12 protein-coding genes are annotated in these 16,472 nt (G+C 67.4%); 3 read left to right on the top strand and 9 right to left on the bottom strand.

What is annotated here, in order from left to right; translation table 11 throughout:
* Position 1 precedes the first annotated feature (1 nt).
* Positions 2–3,622 (bottom strand): FecR domain-containing protein, encoded by a 3,621-nt coding sequence (locus tag SLNSH_RS17850; RefSeq protein ID WP_158266811.1) that lies wholly within the window; start codon positions 3,620–3,622, stop codon positions 2–4.
* Positions 3,623–4,059: 437 nt separating this feature from the next.
* On the opposite strand from SLNSH_RS17850, the gene rimO reads away from it, so the two are divergent.
* Together rimO and SLNSH_RS17860 are read left to right on the top strand one after the other, a co-directional pair.
* Positions 4,060–5,376: a 30S ribosomal protein S12 methylthiotransferase RimO gene (gene rimO, locus SLNSH_RS17855; RefSeq protein ID WP_106338375.1), complete on the top strand. Its 1,317-nt coding sequence runs from the start codon at positions 4,060–4,062 to the stop codon at positions 5,374–5,376.
* Between the two features lie 9 nt (positions 5,377–5,385).
* The gene (locus tag SLNSH_RS17860) at positions 5,386–6,114 is read left to right on the top strand and encodes a CatB-related O-acetyltransferase (RefSeq protein ID WP_106338376.1); all 729 of its coding nucleotides are present in this window, start codon (positions 5,386–5,388) and stop codon (positions 6,112–6,114) included.
* A 52-nt stretch (positions 6,115–6,166) separates the two neighbouring features.
* Here the strand turns inward: SLNSH_RS17860 and SLNSH_RS17865 are convergent, their stop codons facing one another.
* The 5 genes from SLNSH_RS17865 to SLNSH_RS17885 form a co-directional block, all read right to left on the bottom strand.
* The gene (locus tag SLNSH_RS17865) at positions 6,167–7,237 is read right to left on the bottom strand and encodes a BMP family ABC transporter substrate-binding protein (protein WP_106338377.1); all 1,071 of its coding nucleotides are present in this window, start codon (positions 7,235–7,237) and stop codon (positions 6,167–6,169) included.
* Positions 7,238–7,368: 131 nt separating this feature from the next.
* Positions 7,369–8,286, bottom strand: a complete 918-nt coding sequence (locus SLNSH_RS17870; RefSeq protein WP_106338378.1) for an ABC transporter permease — start codon at positions 8,284–8,286, stop codon at positions 7,369–7,371.
* A 2-nt stretch (positions 8,287–8,288) separates the two neighbouring features.
* Complete coding sequence (locus SLNSH_RS17875) at positions 8,289–9,356, bottom strand: ABC transporter permease (RefSeq protein ID WP_106338379.1); 1,068 nt, start codon at positions 9,354–9,356, stop codon at positions 8,289–8,291.
* On the bottom strand, positions 9,346–10,902 hold the full coding sequence (locus tag SLNSH_RS17880; protein WP_106338380.1) for an ABC transporter ATP-binding protein: 1,557 nt from the start codon (positions 10,900–10,902) through the stop codon (positions 9,346–9,348). The genes SLNSH_RS17875 and SLNSH_RS17880 overlap by 11 nt, the downstream gene beginning before the upstream one ends.
* Before the next feature lie 77 nt (positions 10,903–10,979).
* A complete protein-coding gene (locus tag SLNSH_RS17885) occupies positions 10,980–11,951 on the bottom strand; it encodes a quinone oxidoreductase family protein (protein ID WP_106338381.1) in 972 nt (323 codons plus the stop codon).
* A 157-nt stretch (positions 11,952–12,108) separates the two neighbouring features.
* Here SLNSH_RS17885 and SLNSH_RS17890 point away from each other — a divergent pair, with 157 nt between their 5' ends.
* Positions 12,109–13,818, top strand: coding sequence for a SulP family inorganic anion transporter (locus tag SLNSH_RS17890; protein WP_106338411.1), 1,710 nt, complete (start codon positions 12,109–12,111; stop codon positions 13,816–13,818).
* 9 nt (positions 13,819–13,827) lie between these two features.
* Here the strand turns inward: SLNSH_RS17890 and SLNSH_RS17895 are convergent, their stop codons facing one another.
* The 3 genes from SLNSH_RS17895 to SLNSH_RS24950 all read right to left on the bottom strand — a co-directional run bounded on the left by SLNSH_RS17895 (position 13,828) and on the right by SLNSH_RS24950 (position 16,288).
* Entirely contained in the window at positions 13,828–14,565 is a 738-nt protein-coding gene (locus SLNSH_RS17895) for a TerC family protein (protein ID WP_106338382.1), read from the bottom strand.
* 15 nt (positions 14,566–14,580) lie between these two features.
* On the bottom strand, positions 14,581–15,324 hold the full coding sequence (locus SLNSH_RS17900) for a CDP-alcohol phosphatidyltransferase family protein (RefSeq protein WP_106338383.1): 744 nt from the start codon (positions 15,322–15,324) through the stop codon (positions 14,581–14,583).
* 169 nt (positions 15,325–15,493) lie between these two features.
* Positions 15,494–16,288 carry a DUF2182 domain-containing protein gene (locus SLNSH_RS24950; protein WP_210202532.1) on the bottom strand — a complete coding sequence of 265 codons (795 nt, stop codon included), beginning with the start codon at positions 16,286–16,288 and terminating at the stop codon, positions 15,494–15,496.
* Between the last annotated feature and the right edge of the window lie 184 nt (positions 16,289–16,472).

Genomic DNA, 16,472 nt, shown 5'->3' on the forward strand with positions numbered 1-16,472 from the left:
GTCAGAACCGCGCGGTGGCGGTCGCCGTAAACGTGCGGCGCGCGCCGATGACGCCGCTGACCCGCTCGGCCTTCTCGTCGAAGATATTCAGGACGCCCACGCCGAGCTGAAGATGGCGGTCCTGTGTCTCCCAGGTGAGCGAAGCGTCCGTCGTCGCGAAATCGTCGATGCGCGTTCCCGCGAGGTCCCCACGGCGACCGCTCACCACCGTTTCGGCGAGGGTGAACTTGATGCGCGACGGGTGCACGAACGTCAGCCCCGCGCGGGCGAAGCGGGCCGGCACGTAGGGTACGGGCAGACCGGCCCCGAGGCCGTCCTTGATCGCGCTGTCGGTCGCGCCGACTGTTCCGAACAGTCCGATGCCGTAGCCGAGCCAGACGTTGGCCGTGGCCGCCACCCGATCGATGCGCGCTTTCTCGATCCCGTACCCAAGCTGCGAATAGGGTACTTCAATCGACAGGCCGCGCACGTCCTGGTGCTGGTATTCCACCACCGTGAAGAAGCGCTTCGTCCATTCGGCGTCCCAGCGGAGGATCCCGGAGTCGGTTCGGCCCCCGAATTGGCTGGGCAGCAGGTTCGGCGCGAGGCCGACCGTGTTCACGGGGGCGAGGGTCAGGTTTCCGAGCGGCTCGACGTCCTGGCGGTAGGCGGCGCGGAGCCACTGGCCTTCCCACGGCGACACGGCCACCCCGATGCGGGGACCCAGGAGGCGCCGGTCCTGGGCGCTGAAGGGGCGGTCAACCGGGGCCCCATTCACGAGCGCTGTGAAAACGTCACCCGCGCTCCGGACGCGACTGTCCGTCGCCCGACTGAAAAGGCCGGCTTCCATTTCGAAAAAGTCCGAGGGGCGCCAAATCACGTCGGCGAAGCCGAGCAGCGATCGAAAGGTGGCGTCCTCCCGTGTGGCGCCGACCCCGCCGACCCGGAATCCGAAGATGTCGATCCCCACCCCGAGCGCGTCGTAGCCGGCGCTCCGACCGGTCGTGCCTTCGACGCCGTAGCGGAGCGTGAAATCACCCAGTCCGATCGCGTGGTTGACGGCCGCCGTTCCGAAATTGATGCGGCGCTGGTCGTATGAGGAGAGCACGGTCGGAAACGGCAGACCGACGCCGAAGAGGTCGAAGCTCGTGTCGGTCGTGGTCACCGAACGTGTTTTGGCCGTGCCGGCGAAGACCCCGACGTTCAGCGCGTTGCGATAACCGAAGGAATGGCTCCAGGCTAAACCGCCCTGCCCGCTGGTGCTGGGCTCGCGCATCACCCCGTCGGGTCCAAGCGAGAGCCCGTTCAGGTACGGATCGAGCTGCGAATACTGGCCGTAGGCGACGAAGTGGTCCGCCTCGCTGGGCGCTACGCCAACGAACACGCTGCCGACGCGCGAGGTGTCCCACTCGCGACGGTTCGGGCCTGGCGTGCGCAGCACGCCCGCAGACGCCGTGAACGACGTCGGGTACGGTAGGTTGGAGAAGCCCTGGACCGTGGCGCTGGAAGTCCACCCTGTCCGGCCATTTTGCGTGAAGGTCCCGGCCGTCAGCTCGGTGTCCAGGAAGGGCCGCCGGATCACGTCAATGCGGCCGGCGCGACCCGAAACCGCCAGCGGATCATAGAGCAGGCCCTGCATGATGAGGCTGAAGGCCTGGTTGTCGGCCCCGAAGGTCTCGTTCTTGAGGTCTGGAACCGTGTTCAGCAGGGTCGGTCCGAGCCGCGCATTGGCGGCGTCGAAATAGCCGGTGGCCGAAAAAGGATCGAAGACACGGTCGCCGTAGTAGCGGGCCCAGGCGTCGAGGCCGATCAGGCGAAAGGCCTCGGCCATGTACGAGCCGCCGGACTTGGTGGCCGCCAGGGGCGAGAAGTAGCCACCCCTCGCACGGAAGCGGCGGATCGACTCGCGGGCGTTCTCGACGGCCTGGTCCGCCTGCATCTGGTCGATGGCGATGGCGGTGCGCAGCAGCGCGGTGACAGGATCGTTCGGGTCCAGGCGTTCTGCCGCATCGAACTGCTGGATCGCGAGGTCGACCTGCCCGTCCATGTAGTAGCCGACGGCGGCGGCCAGGACCCCGTTTGCATAGGAGGGGTTCGCGGCGGTGCCGGCCAGGAAATACTCGACCGCCTTGGCGCTGTCGCCGCGCTGCAGGAAGACGCGGCCCTTGGCCGTGAGCGCGGCCGGAAAGCCGGGGTCGATCGCCAACGCCTTTTCGACGAGCGCGTCCGCCTCAGCCACGCGGCTCTGGTCGAGGAGCTTGATCGCGAGGTTGGCGTAGGCCACCGGGTCGTCGGGATCGACCTCGATGGCCCGGCGCAGGGCGGCCTCGGACTCGAGCGGGGCGTCCTTGGCGTCGTGGACCAGGCCCATGGCGTTCCACACCTGGGCGTCGCCGGGGGCAGCCGCGGCCGCGCGTTGCAGGTCGGCCAGGGCGCCGTCGAGATCGCTGTCGACGTCGCCCTTCAACATGGCGCGGGTGAGGAGCGCGATCGGGTCGTCCGGGTCGAGCCTGTTCAGTTTTTCCACGCGGGCGCGCATGGCGTCCCGCCGGTCCAGCGCGTAGGCGACCTGGGCGGAGAAGGCGGTCAGCAACGGGTCGTTTGGGAAGCGCTTCTCGGCTTCCTCAGCCTGCCGCGCGGCTTCTTCGAGGCCGACTGTGAAGCCGGACAGGAAGGCGCGCACGAGCGCGCCGTAGGCGTCGCCGGCGTCCACCTTGGGCTCCGGGAGCCGCTTGCGCGGGTCCGCGAGCGAGGCGGCGATGTATGCGCCGTAGGCGGCAGTCACGCGTCGACGGCCAGTCAGGCCGGCTTCGGCTCTTTTGTAACCAGCCGCCGCCTCCGCCCACCGCCGATCCAGAGCCGCGAGGCTCGCCGCCACCAGTTCGGCTCGCGCCCGCTGCGAACCCGAGAGCCCCTTCGCCCTCGCCTGGGCCAGCGCATTCGCGGCCACCGGGCGCGTGTCGCGGCCAAGCGCCATTTCCGCCAGAGCCAACCAATCCTCGGAAGTGCGGCGCTCCGCCGGCGTCTCCTCGATGCGCGCCTTTTCGGCGCGCAGCGTGCGTCCCCCGAGTGGGGTCGCCGGCATCCAGCCGAACGCGTCGCGAAGGTTGAGGTGCAGGAGCATCTGCTCCCGCTCCTTGCGTTGCACCAGGATGATCTTCGTGGGGGCCGAGCCCAGGGTGGCGACCGCCCCCTCGCCCTGGCGGACGATCACCGACCCTTGCGGGTTGGAGAACTCCACGACGCCCTCGATGACGATCAGGGACGAGCGGTTGCCCTCCACCGACAAGGACCAGTCGGTGCCGCGGATGGTGGCGGCCGCGGCAGGCGTCTTCACGACGACGCCCGTCCCGCCGCGGGCGGCGCGGGCCCACACGTTGCCGGAGGGGAGTTCGACCGTCGTGGGGCGATCTCCCTGGGCGATCTGATCCAGCACGAGCGTGGAGCGGGGGCCGACGCGGATCTGGGTCTGGTCCGAGAACAGGATGCCCAGGTTGCCGATCGCGTTGGTGCGCAGGGTGTCGCCGCCCAGCAGGTCCTGCCGCACCTCGGCCGGCCGCCAGCCTTCATCCCGAACGAGGCGAAGCTCCTCGCCGCCCTTGTTGGCGACGATCGATCCGAGCGCCCTGTCCGTCCGTGACACAGGCTCGGCCCGCGCCGCAGACGCCGACGCACAAACGGCCACAGCAAGCGCCGCGTAAAATCCAGCCCCGCGTATCATCCATCATGCCCCTGCGCGTCTAAGGCGCGCATTGAAACGCTCTGGCCCGAGCAGGGAAGAAACGGCCTTGTATTGCGGTTTTTGAAAAACTGTTCCGCAACCTTGCCTTTAACCTTGTGCACTCTTCTTACTGCGCGTCCCACGGTCAAGAACGCTGCCGTGAGTTGCCGTCATTAGAGGACATGCGTGTTCAATCCGTCACGCTTGGATCAGCATGTGCGCCAGCGCACATCGCGGATCTTCTCATACGGATTCGCGCCAAGCTTGCTCCACCGCGCTGCCCAGAGTATGAGACGCCGCAACGGGCCGGACGCGATGCGCGATGCCGGCCCCTGACTTTTCCAACATCGCGGATCGACATGACGGCCCAGCCCCGTATCTCCTTCGTCTCGCTCGGCTGCCCGAAGGCGCTGGTGGACAGCGAGCGGATCATCACGCAGCTGCGGGCCGAAGGTTATGAGCTGGTGAAGTCCCACCAGGGCGCCGACGCCGTGATCGTGAACACTTGCGGCTTCCTGGACAGTGCGAAGGCGGAGTCGCTCGCCAACATCGGCGAGGCGCTCAAGGAGAACGGCAAGGTCATCGTCACCGGCTGCATGGGCGCCGAGCCGGAGCAGATCCGCGCGACGCATCCTGGCGTGCTCGCCATCACCGGGCCGCAGGCCTACGAGAGCGTGCTGAGCGCCGTCCACGAGGCCGTGCCGCCGGCGCACGACCCGTTTCTCGACCTTGTCCCGCCGCAGGGCGTCAAGCTCACGCCGCGGCACTACGCGTACCTGAAGATCTCAGAAGGCTGCAACAACCGCTGCACCTTCTGCATCATCCCGAAGCTGCGCGGCGATCTCATTTCGCGACCGGCCGGCGAGGTCCTGCGCGAGGCCGAGAAGCTGGTGAAAGCCGGCGTCAAGGAGCTGCTGGTCGTCTCCCAGGACACCTCGGCCTACGGGGTGGACGTGAAGTACGCCACGAGCCCCTGGCAGGACCGGGAGGTGCGCACGCGCTTCTATGACCTCTCCAAGGAGCTGGGCGAGCTCGGCGCCTGGGTGCGCCTCCATTACGTGTACCCCTACCCGCACGTGGACGAGGTGATCCCGCTGATGGCGGAGGGCAAGGTGCTGCCCTACCTCGACATCCCTTTCCAGCATGCTTCCCCTACCGTGCTGAAAGCGATGCGTCGCCCCGGAAACCAGGAAAAGACCCTGGACCGCATCCGCTCCTGGCGGGAGGTCTGCCCGGACCTGGCGATCCGGTCCACCTTCATCGTGGGCTTCCCGGGCGAGACGGACGAGGATTTCGAGCAGCTGCTCGCTTTCCTGGACGAGGCTAGGCTCGAGCGCGTCGGCTGCTTCAAGTACGAGGCGGTAACGGGCGCAAAGGCCAACGAGTTGGGGCTTCCTGTCGTGCCCGAAGAGGTCAAGCAGCAGCGCTGGGACCGCTTCATGGCCCGGCAGCAGGCGATCAGCGCCAAGCGCCTCGCCTCGCGCGTGGGCCGGCGCATCAAGGTCATCATCGACGAGCCCGGACCGACGGTGTCGAAGGGACGCTCGCAGTGGGATGCGCCGGAGATCGACGGCTCCGTCTTTGTGGGGAGCCGCCGGCCTCTGCGGGCCGGTGATATCGTGACCGTGAAGATCGAAAGGGCAGACGCCTACGACCTGCACGGCGTCGCGGTGTAGCTGGATGGGATGGTCGCGCCGGAGATCCTAGCCAGGCTGAAGGCTCACGAGGTGACCGTGCATCGCACGGCGCAGCTGAGCGGCTATGGCCGCTTCGAGCGCAAGGTCGTCCTGTACAATTCGGTGTCGGCGCGGGACTGCTCCTTCGGAGCTTACAGCTACGTCGCGCCATGGGCTCACCTGCTGTTCGTCGACGTCGATCGCTATTGCAGCATCGGCGACCACGTGACCATCGGCGGATCGGTGCACCCCTTGGATGCCGTATCGACCTCGCCGGCCTTTTATGACCGCCGGCTCTTCGGTCCTCAGGCCTGGGCGCCGCCCGCCTTCGATCGGCGCGGAAAGCGGGTTCGGATCGGCCCCGATGTCTGGCTCGGCGCCCATGCCCTTGTGCGAGATGGGGTCACCATCGGGCCGGGAGCCGTGATCGGCGCGGGCTCGGTCGTGACGAAAGACGTCGAGCCCTTCGCGATCGCGGTTGGAAATCCAGCAAAAGTTATCCGGTCCCGGTTCCCCGAACGATTGTGCGACGCGTTGCTCATCCTCGCTTGGTGGAACTACGACTGGCCCAGCTGCGAAGCGGCGGGCGAGATCGATTGGGGGAGGCTCGATGAGGCCGTTCCCCGCATGGAGAGTCTGATCGCGTCGGGGGCAGTGAATGTGATCGACGCCGCCGTGGTCGATGCCGGCTCCGCAGCAGCAGAAACAGGGCGCTCCACCGCCCGGCCGGAGACGTAAACGAAAAGGGCGGCCTTCCGGCCGCCCCGTCCCTGCAGGCAAGACCCGCAGATCACTTCGGCAGCTTGTCGTCGATGCCCTTCACGTAGAAGTTCATCCCGAGAACCTGCTCATCGGACAGAGCGCCATTGCCCTTGCACGGGACTTCCTTGCCCTCCTGGTCGTAGACCGGGCACTTGAAGGGGTTCAGCTTGCCGGACTTGATGGCCTGCTCCGTGTCCTCGGCCATCTTCTTCACGTCGTCAGGCATGTTGGTGAACGGCGCCATGTTCACCATGTTGGCGGCGAAACCGCCCCAGGTGTCCTCGGACTTCCACTTGCCGTCCAGCACGAGCTTCGTGCGGGCGATGTAGTAGTCGTCCCAGTGATCGACGATGGAGGTGAGGATCGACTTGGGCGCAAAGCGGATCATGTCCGAAGCCTGGCCGAAGGCGAGCTTGCCGCGCGCCTCGGCCTGCTGGAGCGGAGCCGGGCTATCGGTGTGCTGGGTGATGATGTCCGCGCCCTGGTCGAGCAACGCCTTGGCGGCGTCGGCCTCCTTGCCGGGGTCGAACCAGGTGTTGGCCCAGACGATCTTCACCTTGATGTTCGGGTTCACCGACTGCGCGCCGAGCATGAAGGAGTTGATGCCCGACACGACCTCCGGGATGGGGAAGGACGCCACGTAGCCGATGACGTTCGACTTCGTCATCTTGCCGGCGATCACGCCCTGGACGTAGCGGCCCTCGTGGAACTTGGCCGAATAGGTCGCGACGTTCTTGTCGCGCTTGTAGCCCGTGGCGTGCTCGAAAAAGACGTTCGGGTACTTCTTGGCGACCTTGAGGGTCGGCTCCATGAAGCCGAACGAGGTCGTGAAGATGAGCTTGTGGCCGGTGCGGGCGAGTTGCTCGATGGCGCGCTCGGAGTCCGCCTCCGGCACGTTCTCCAGGTAGGTCGTCTCGACCTTCTCGCCCAGCGCCTTCTCGAGCGCGAGCCGGCCCTGGTTGTGCTGATAGCTGTAGCCGAAATCGCCGATCGGGCCGACATACACGAAGCCGACCTTGAGCTTGTCCGCGGCTGCCGCCGGCGCGGCCAGACCCGCCACGATCGCCAGCGCGCCAGCGATCTTGAGCACTGTCTTCATTCTCGTCTCCACTCCGGGACTATGACTTCGGGCGAGGCCAATCCCGTCCCTGCCTCTCCCCAAAATACATCGCGCCGCATCGCACAAGCTGAAATCCGGCATCGATCGCCGCGCATTCTGCTTGTAGCAAATCAGCGATCCGGCACGAAAGAGGTTCCCAGAGATCCAGGCGCAATCGCGGCCTTGCGCCGACCCAGCGACATCAGCACCAGCGCCACGATGGTCGCCACGTAGGGAAAGGCGGACATCACCTGGGACGGGAAGCCCAACGAAGCCGCCTGTGCATGCAGCTGCAGTACGGTCGCGCCGCCGAAGAGATAGGCTCCGAACAGCACGCGGAGCGGTTTCCAGGAGGCGAACACCACCAGGGCAAGGGCGATCCAGCCGCGGCCTGCCGTCATGCCCGGCGACCAAAACGGCGTGTAAACGAGCGAGAGATAGGCGCCGGCCAGGCCGGCGCAGGCCCCGCCGAACAGGATGGCCAGCAGGCGAACCTGGATCACCGGCAGGCCCAGGGCGTGGGCCGAGGTGTGGTTCTCCCCTACTGAGCGAAGCGTGAGGCCGGCCCGGCTGCGCGAGAGGAACCAGAGGATGCCTCCAGCCAGGGCGAGCGACAGGTAAACAAAGGGATCCTCGCCAAAGACGAGCCGGCCGACGGCAGGCAAGTCCGAAAGGCCCGGGATACGGATCGGCGGGATAGCTTCCCGGCCGGAGCCGACGAACCCGGCGCCGATCAGGCCTGAAAGCCCCAGACCCATGATGGTCAGGGCCAGGCCAGAGGCGACTTGGTTGGTGGCGAGGCCAAGCACCAGCAAGGCGAAGAGCGCCGACAGCGCCGCACCGGCCGCGATCGCGGCCAGAACTCCGACCAGTGAGGAGCCGCTGAGCGTGGCGGCGGCGAAACCGCAGGAGGCTCCGACGGCCATCATGCCTTCCAGGCCGAGGTTCAGGACTCCGGCACGCTCGACCACGAGTTCGCCCAAGGCCGCGATCAGCAGCGGCGTCGCGGCCGTGACAACCGTGATGAGAACGGCCTGCCAGATGTCCATTGTCAGGCCCTCGCCACGGTCACCAGGCGGACGCGGTAGGACACCAAAGCGTCAGCCGCGAGCACGCACATCAGCAGCACACCCTGAAACGCGCGCGTCAGATCCAGGGGCAGCTTCAGCGCAATCTGGGCGCTTTCTCCGCCGATCACCGTCAAAGCCACCACGAGCGCGCCGAATATCATGCCGAGCGGATGCAATCGGCCAAGAAAAGCGACCGTGATCGCCGTGAAGCCATAGCCGGAGGAGATGCCGGGCTTGAGCTGCCCGATCTGGCCCAGCACTTCGACAATGCCCGCGAGCCCCGCGGCGGCGCCCGAGATCGCGAAAGCCGCGATCACCATCCGGTTCGCGCTGAAGCCCGCAAATCGCGCGGCCTTGGGGGCTTCGCCCGCCACACGCACGCCGAAGCCGAACAGGGTGCGGCTGATCACAAACCAGGCCAGAAGCGCCAGCGCCGGGCCGACGAGGACGCCGGCATGCAGCCGGCCTCCTTCCGCGAGGTAAGGCAGCGTCGCGTCGAAATTGACGGTCTGGGGAAAATTGAATCCCTTCGGGTCTTTCCAGGGGCCCCGGACCAGATAGTCGAGCGTGAGATCGGCCACATAGACCAGCATCAGGCTCGTCAGGATTTCGCTGACGCCGAAGGCGACCCGCAGCAGGGCCGGGATCATGGCGTAGGCCAGGCCGCCCAGGGCGCCCAGGACCATCGCAGCAGGGATCACCCAGGCTCCGGCTTCGGTCCCTGCCGTATAGAGCGGCAGGATCCCGCCTACGAGCGCCCCTATGATGAATTGCCCCTCCGCCCCGATGTTCCAGAGACTTGCCCGGAAGCAGAAGGACAGGCCGACCGCGATGATGAGCAGCGGCGTGGCCTTCACGGCCATCTCCTGAAGACCCCAGTCCTCAGAGAGGGTGTCGACGAAATAGACCTGGAAGGCTGCGAGCGGCGAGCGGCCCATCAGGGCGACGACGAGACCGCCGATCAGGATGGCGGCGACCACGGCGGCCACCGGCGCCAAAGCCCGGGCCCAGGGCGAAACGTCCCCACGCGGGACGAGTTCAAGCCGCATGGGGGTGTTCCTCGGCGCTTCCAGCCATCAGGAGGCCAATCTTCTCGCGATCGATCTCGCGCGCGGGATGCGTCGCGGACAGGCGTCCGTCATGGATCACCGCGATGCGGTCCGCAATGGCGAAGATCTCGTCCAGATCCTGGCTGATGACCACCACCGCCGCGCCACGGGCGGCGAGATCCACCAACGCCTGGCGGATCGTCGCGGCGGCGCCGGCGTCCACGCCCCAGGTCGGCTGGTTAACGACCAGCACGCCCGGTTCGCGCAGGATCTCGCGGCCGACCACGAACTTCTGAAGATTGCCGCCGGACAACGTGCCTGCTGGCGGATCGGCGCGTCCCTTGCGCACGTCGAACACGCGGATGACCTCGGCGGCGACCGCCGCGGCGGCGCGGGAGTCGATCAGGCCGCCTTTGGCGACGCCTCCCGTCGCATGGCGGGACAGGACCACGTTTTCGGACAGGGTCAGGTTGGGCGCGGCCGCGTGGCCGTTGCGCTCTTCAGGAACGAAAGCGGCCTGCCGGCGCCGGCGGGCGTCGATGTCCTCGCGGCCAACGGGCCGCCCGTCGATGACCACCGCGTCGGGCCCCTCGGCCAGGCGCTCGCCGGACATGGCGGCGAAGAGTTCAGCCTGGCCGTTGCCGGCCACGCCCGCGACGCCGACGATCTCCCCGCCCCGCACCGCCAGATCAACGCCGCGCAGCGGCACGCCATGCACGTCCTCTGGCGCCAGGGACAGCTGTCGAAGCTCGAATCGCACGGGCCCGAGTTGGTGAGCCGGTGCGGCCCGCACTTCGGTGACCTCCGAACCCACCATGAGGCTCGCCAAGCGACGGACGCTTTCCACCCGCGGGTCGCAGGCCGCCACCACCTTGCCGGCCCGCATGACCGTGGCCCCCGTGCAGAGCCGCTTCACCTCTTCCAGGCGGTGGGTGATGTAGAGGAGCCCGCATCCGGTGGATGCGAGCTTCTCGAGCGTCAGGAAAAGGGTATCGGCCTCCTGGGGCGTGAGCACCGAAGTGGGTTCGTCCAGGATCAGCAGCTTCGGCTCTCGCAGGAGCGCCCGAACGATCTCGATTCGCTGCCGCTCGCCCGCGGACAGCGTCCAGACGGGACGTTCCGGCTCCAGGGCGAGGCCGTAGCGCTGCCCGACCTCGCCGATCCGGCGTGCCACGCTGCGCCTGCTCTCGCTGCGCGGCAGAGCGACGGCGATGTTCTCGGCGACGGTGAGATTATCGAAGAGCGAGAAGTGCTGGAACACCATTCCGATGCCCAGCCGCCCGGCGTCCTCCGGGCTCGACAGGGTGATGGGGCGCCCCTGCCAGCGGATCTCGCCCTCATTGGGTTGAAGCAGGCCGAAGAGGATCTTCACCAGCGTCGACTTGCCGGCGCCGTTCTCGCCGAGGAGGGCATGGATCTCTCCGGCGCGGATGTCGAGGTCGACGCCGTCGTTGGCGGTCAGTTCTCCGAACCGCTTGACGATGCCGCGCAGGCTCACGAGCGGCGGCGCGCCGGCCTGCCCCTGCGGGTCCAAACTCCGTGCCATGAACTTCCTCGCCCAGCCCTGAGGCCGTCATGCAGAATGGGCGCCACGATGCATCGGCGTGGCGCCCAGCGCCAGCCTCAGGGGGTGAGGACGATGGATCCCGTCGTCTCGCGGCCCTCCAGCGCGCGGTGGGCCTCGGCGGCGTCCGCGAGCTTGAATGTCCGGGTGACCGGGATTTTTACGGCGCCGGAGCCCACGACCGCGAAGAGGTCTTCGCACATGGTCAGCAGGTCGGATCGCTTCGCGATGTAGGTGAACAGCGTGGGGCGGGTGGCGAAGAGCGAACCCTTCTGGCCCAGGATCCCGATGTTGAACGCCTCGATGGGCCCCGACGCGCTTCCGAAGCTCACGAACATGCCGAGCGGGCGCAGGCAATCGAGCGAGCCCGGAAACGTCGCCTTGCCGACGCCGTCGTAGACCACCTGACACTTCTCGCCCTTCGTGATCTCTGCCACGCGGGCCACGAAGTCCTCCTCGCGGTAGAGGATGGTGTGGTGGCAGCCGTTCTGCCGGGCGAGTTCGGCCTTGTCGGCGCTGCCCACCGTACCGATGACGGTCGCGCCGAGGTGATTGGCCCACTGGCTGGCGATCACGCCGACGCCCCCGGCCGCCGCGTGGATCAGGACCGTGTCGCCGTTCTGCACCCTGTAGGTCCGGCGCAGCAGATATTGGGCCGTGAGGCCCTTCAGCATCATGCCGGCGGCCGTCTCGTAGTCGATTGCGTCGGGCAGCTTGACCAGGACCTTCTCGGGAACGTTGCGCTCTTCCGCATAGCCGCCGTAACGCGCCACGTAGGCGACGCGGTCGCCCTTGCGGAACTCCGTCACGCCCTCGCCCACCGCGACCACGTCGCCCGAGGCCTCGCTGCCCGGAATGATGGGCAAGGGAGCCGGGTAGAGGCCCGTACGGTCATAGACGTCGAGGAAGTTGAGGCCCACCGCCCGGTGCTTCACCCGCACCTCGCCCGCGGCCGGATGCGGAAGCTCCACATCCTCATAGGTCAGCGCTTCCGGACCGCCAACCTTGTGCACCCTGACCGCCTTCACCATTCGAACCCCCTGGGCTGAAGTTTTCGGCATCTTACGGAGATGCCCTGACTCGGCAACTGCCTCCAAATCTGGCAAGGTGCATTCCACATACGCGCCATGTACATTTTGGCGCCGCCGCCGACGGCGTTCGCCGGTCCCCATCGGTGTGTTCCCCATCATGCGCCCAGAGGCTTCCAGCCGCCGCCAGCCCACCTTTGCTGAGCTTTTCACTCCGAAACTCGTGACCGTGCTGCGGGAAGGATACCGCTTCCCGGACTTCAAGGCCGACGCCGTCGCGGGCATCACGGTCGCGATGGTGGCCCTGCCGCTCTCGATGGCGATCGCCAAGGCCAGCGGCACGACGCCGGACCGCGGACTGTTCACCGCCATCGTCGGCGGATTCCTGATCTCCCTGCTCGGCGGCAGCCGCTTCCAGATCGGTGGCCCGGCCGGCGCCTTCATCGTGGTGGTGGCGGCCAGCATCGAGCAGAGGGGTTTCGACGGCTTTCTGCTTTCGGCGATCATGGCCGGGGTGCTGCTGGCCGCCATGGGCCTGCTGAGGCTCGGAACCTACATCAAGTACATCCCACACCCCGTGACCGTGGGCTTCACCAGCGGAATCGCGGTGATCATCTTCGCAAGCCAGATCACGGACCTGCTCGGCCTCACCCTGCCCGGGCGAGAACCCGCCGCGCTTGTCCCCAAGCTGGAGGCGATCTGGGGATCGCTGGCCACGGTGACGCCCGCGGCCGTGCTCGTCGCCGGCTTCTCGGTGGTCCTGATCCTCGGACTGAGGCGCACCCGCCCGCACTGGCCAGGGCTGTTGATCGCCATCGCCCTCGCGTCGCTTCTCTCGGTGCTGCTCGCCAGGCTTGGCTACCCGGTGGCCACGATCGGCTCGAAGTTCGGCGGGATCCCCAGCACGCTGCCTGCCCCGTCGCTTCCTGCGCTTTCCGCCGACAGCATCGCTGCGGCCTTCCCGGACGCGGTCACGTTCGCGCTGCTGGGGGGAATCGAGTCCCTCCTCTCCGCCGTGGTCGCCGACGGGATGAGCGGCCGGCGCCATCGCTCCAACTGCGAGTTGGTCGCCCAGGGCGTCGCCAACATCGCTTCCGCGATCTTCGGCGGCATCTGCGCGACGGGCACCATCGCACGCACGGCCACGAATGTGCGGGCCGGGGCGCGGGGGCCCGTGTCGGGCATGCTGCACGCCGTATTCCTGCTGGTCCTGATGCTCGTCGCGGCGCCGTTGGCGTCCTACGTGCCCCTGGCCGCGCTCGCAGCCGTCCTGGCGGTGGTGTCCTGGAACATGGCTGAAAAGGCGGAGTTCGCTGCGATCCTGCGGAATTCCCGGGGCGACGCCCTCGTGCTGCTCTCCACGTTCCTGCTCACCATCTTCCGTGACCTGTCGGAAGGCATCGCCGTAGGCGTCGTGCTTGGCGCGATCATGTTCATGCACCGCATGGCCGAAATCGTGGAAATCGACACCGGCGCCAGGCTGATCGAAAGCGACGAGGCGGATGCGGCCGGCGCGCGCGGCCGGTACCGGGCCGAGACGGAAGAGGATTTCCTGGTCTACCGGCTCTCGGGGCCCTTCTTCTTCGGAGCCGCCGCCGAGGTTGCGGCGGTGCTGGACCGCATCGGCCAGACCCCGAAGGTGTTCGTGCTCGACCTCACGCGCGTGCCGTTCGCCGACGCCACGGCTGGAAAGTCGCTCAAGAGCTTCGCCGAGAAGGCTGTGCGTGGCGGGTCGCGCGTGTACGCGGTCGGCGCTTCGCCAGCCGTGCGCCGCGCCCTCATCGAGAACGGCGCGCGCCCGCCGCTCATCGACTACGCGGCCACCCTCGAGGACGCGCGAGAGCAGAGCCTGACTGCCCTCGCGGCGTGAGGGCGCGCGTCACTGCGAACGCTTTGCGGCCCGGCGCTGCCGCGCCTTGCGCCCCGCCGTGATGTTGATCGCCTCGACGCAGCCCGAGAAGGCCATTGCGGCGTAGATGTAACCACGCGGCAGGTGGAAGCCGGTCGCCTCGGCGCACAACGAGGCCCCGATCAGGATCAGGAACGAGAGCGCCAGCATCTTCGTGGTGGGATGCGCGGCGATGAAGGCCGCCACCGGGCCAGACGCGACGTACATCACCCCCATGGAGAGCAGCACCGCGGCGACCATGATCGCCAGGTTGTCGGCCATGCCGATGGCGGTCACGATGGAGTCGATCGAAAAAACGAGATCGACCAGCGCGATCTGGAGGATAGCGCCGACGAAGGCCTTCGGCGCAGCGCCGGCGTTCTCGTCGTGCTCTCCTTCCATTCCGGCGTGGATTTCGTGAGTCGCCTTTGCGACCAGGAAGGCGCCGCCGCCCAGCAGGATCAGATCGCGCCAGGAGAAGCCGTGGCCGATCAGGGTGAACACCGGCTTGGTCAAGCCGATGATCCAGGTGAGCAACGAGAGGAGCAGGATGCGGAAGACCAGGGCCAATAGGAGCCCGACCGCCCTCGCCTTTCTCGCCTGGTCCTCGGGCAACCGGGCTACAAGCACCGAGATGAAGACGACGTTGTCGATGCCGAGCACGATCTCCATTGCGGTGAGCGTGACCAGGGCCGCCCAGCCGGCGGGATCCGTCAGCCAGTCGAACATCCGTTAGGTCTCCATTCAGTGATCAGATTGCAGCGTCTTGGGGCGGCGGCGCGCCAAGCCCAGGCCTGTGAAATAGGCCGCGCAGACCAACAGCGCAGCATGCGTGGCTGTATCCGGCTTGAGGTTCTCGGCGATGGCCACGAAACCGGCCACGGCCCAGACAGCCGACATCAGCAAGGTAAGCGGCTTCAGCTGACGCACCCGGAACGGATGCACGAACACGATCGGCAGCGCCTGCCCTATAGCAGCCGCCAGGATCACGGCCGATGCCGTCCAGACAGGCGGATGGTAGACGACCAGGTAGAACACGATCACGTTCCACACGGCCGGGAAGCCGGCGAACCAGTTGTCGGGCGTCTTCATCCGGAGGTCGGCGAAATACAGCGCCGCGGAAACGATGATGACGATCCCCCACAGGATCGCTACGTCCCGCGCCCAGAAATCGCAGAACACCAGGATGGCGGCCGGCACGAAGACGTAGGTCGTGAAGTCGATTACGAGGTCCAGCACGTCGCCGGAGATATTGGGCACGCGGTCGCGCACATGCAGCGCACGCGCGATGGTGCCGTCGATCCCGTCCACGATCAGGGCGATCCCGAGCCAGGCGAAGGCGCGCGGAAGGTTGTGGTCGATGGCCGCCAGCAGCGCCAGAAAGGCCAGGGCCCCGCCCGAGGCGGTGAAGAAGTGGACGCAATATCCGGGCAGTCGCTCCGAGAAGTTGCGCCTGGCCCGATGTTCTACGGCTTCTTCAGGTTCCACGCGTCGCACACCGATCCGAGAAGGGACCGACGCGGACGGACGGCCCGAAGGGACATTTCACCTGAGCGGTGAACAAACCCTTGGGGTTAAATCACGACAGGCCCCGTTCTGGCCAGAGATTCGCGCCGGTTGCGCACCGCTGGTTGTCAGGCCCTGCGCGATAGGGGTCTCAGCGGGCGACCATTGCGCGCCATACGAGGTCGAAGCCGACGGCAGACACGGCGACCCCCAGCCCGGCCAAGATGAGCCCCGCGCCGATGATGCGCGGCGCAAGACCACCTGCGGTCACCTTCTCGACCGTGTTCAGGAGGGCGAAGACGCCCATCCAGAGCAGGTTCATTGTTCCCGCCACCAGCATCAGAGCCATCGTCGCGCCACAGCACCCCAGGCACTGAACACCTTGCTGCACGCCCAAGCGGAGGGCGCTGGACGGGCGCTCCGTCAAGCCGGCCTCGAACGCGGACACTGGCGTGCGACAGAAGGCCAGGCAGCGCAGTTTCATGTCGCTGAACTGGTACAAGCCTGCGCCCCCGATCGCGAAGCCGGCGAGCACGCCGGCGGCGCGCTCCGGCACGCCCAGGAGGGGCCAGAAAGCTCCCGCCGCCGATTGCAGGGCGGCTGCGGCGACTGAGATCACCGCCCAGACGCCCAGATAGCCCCCGATCAGAAGCAGCGGGCTCGGACTGCGCAGGCCCTGGGCTGCCCGACGCTCCGCCACGTCGGCATAGGCCAGCGCCATGGGCGCCGCAGTCGGCAGCATCATGGCGACTGACATGACGATCCAAAGCGCCGCGGAAGCTGCGAAAGCCGAGGCGAGCGACCACGCGCTTGAGCCCCTCTCCAGCGCCACGGGGCGACAGATCGCTCCCAGAAAGGCGTCGGCGCCGCCACCCGCACGGAAGGCCTCCGCCAGCAACGCGGCCCACCCAGCCAGCGTCAGGACGGCGACGGCCAAAGCGGCCACGGCGCCTGGCGAGCGAAGGAGCGAGCGCGCAGAGGCCCGCTGAGGCTGGGATACAGTTTCCAGAGACATGTCTAGCCGGAAAGCAGCAAACGCACGAAACGCTCGAAACACAATGCGGAGGAACACGAACGCCGTCTTCCGCGTCGTTTGGTCCGGACCAGAGGGACACACACTGCGGCGTGAA

The sequence above is a fragment of the Alsobacter soli genome (genome assembly GCF_003004785.1).
Lineage (GTDB): Bacteria > Pseudomonadota > Alphaproteobacteria > Rhizobiales > Beijerinckiaceae > Alsobacter > Alsobacter soli.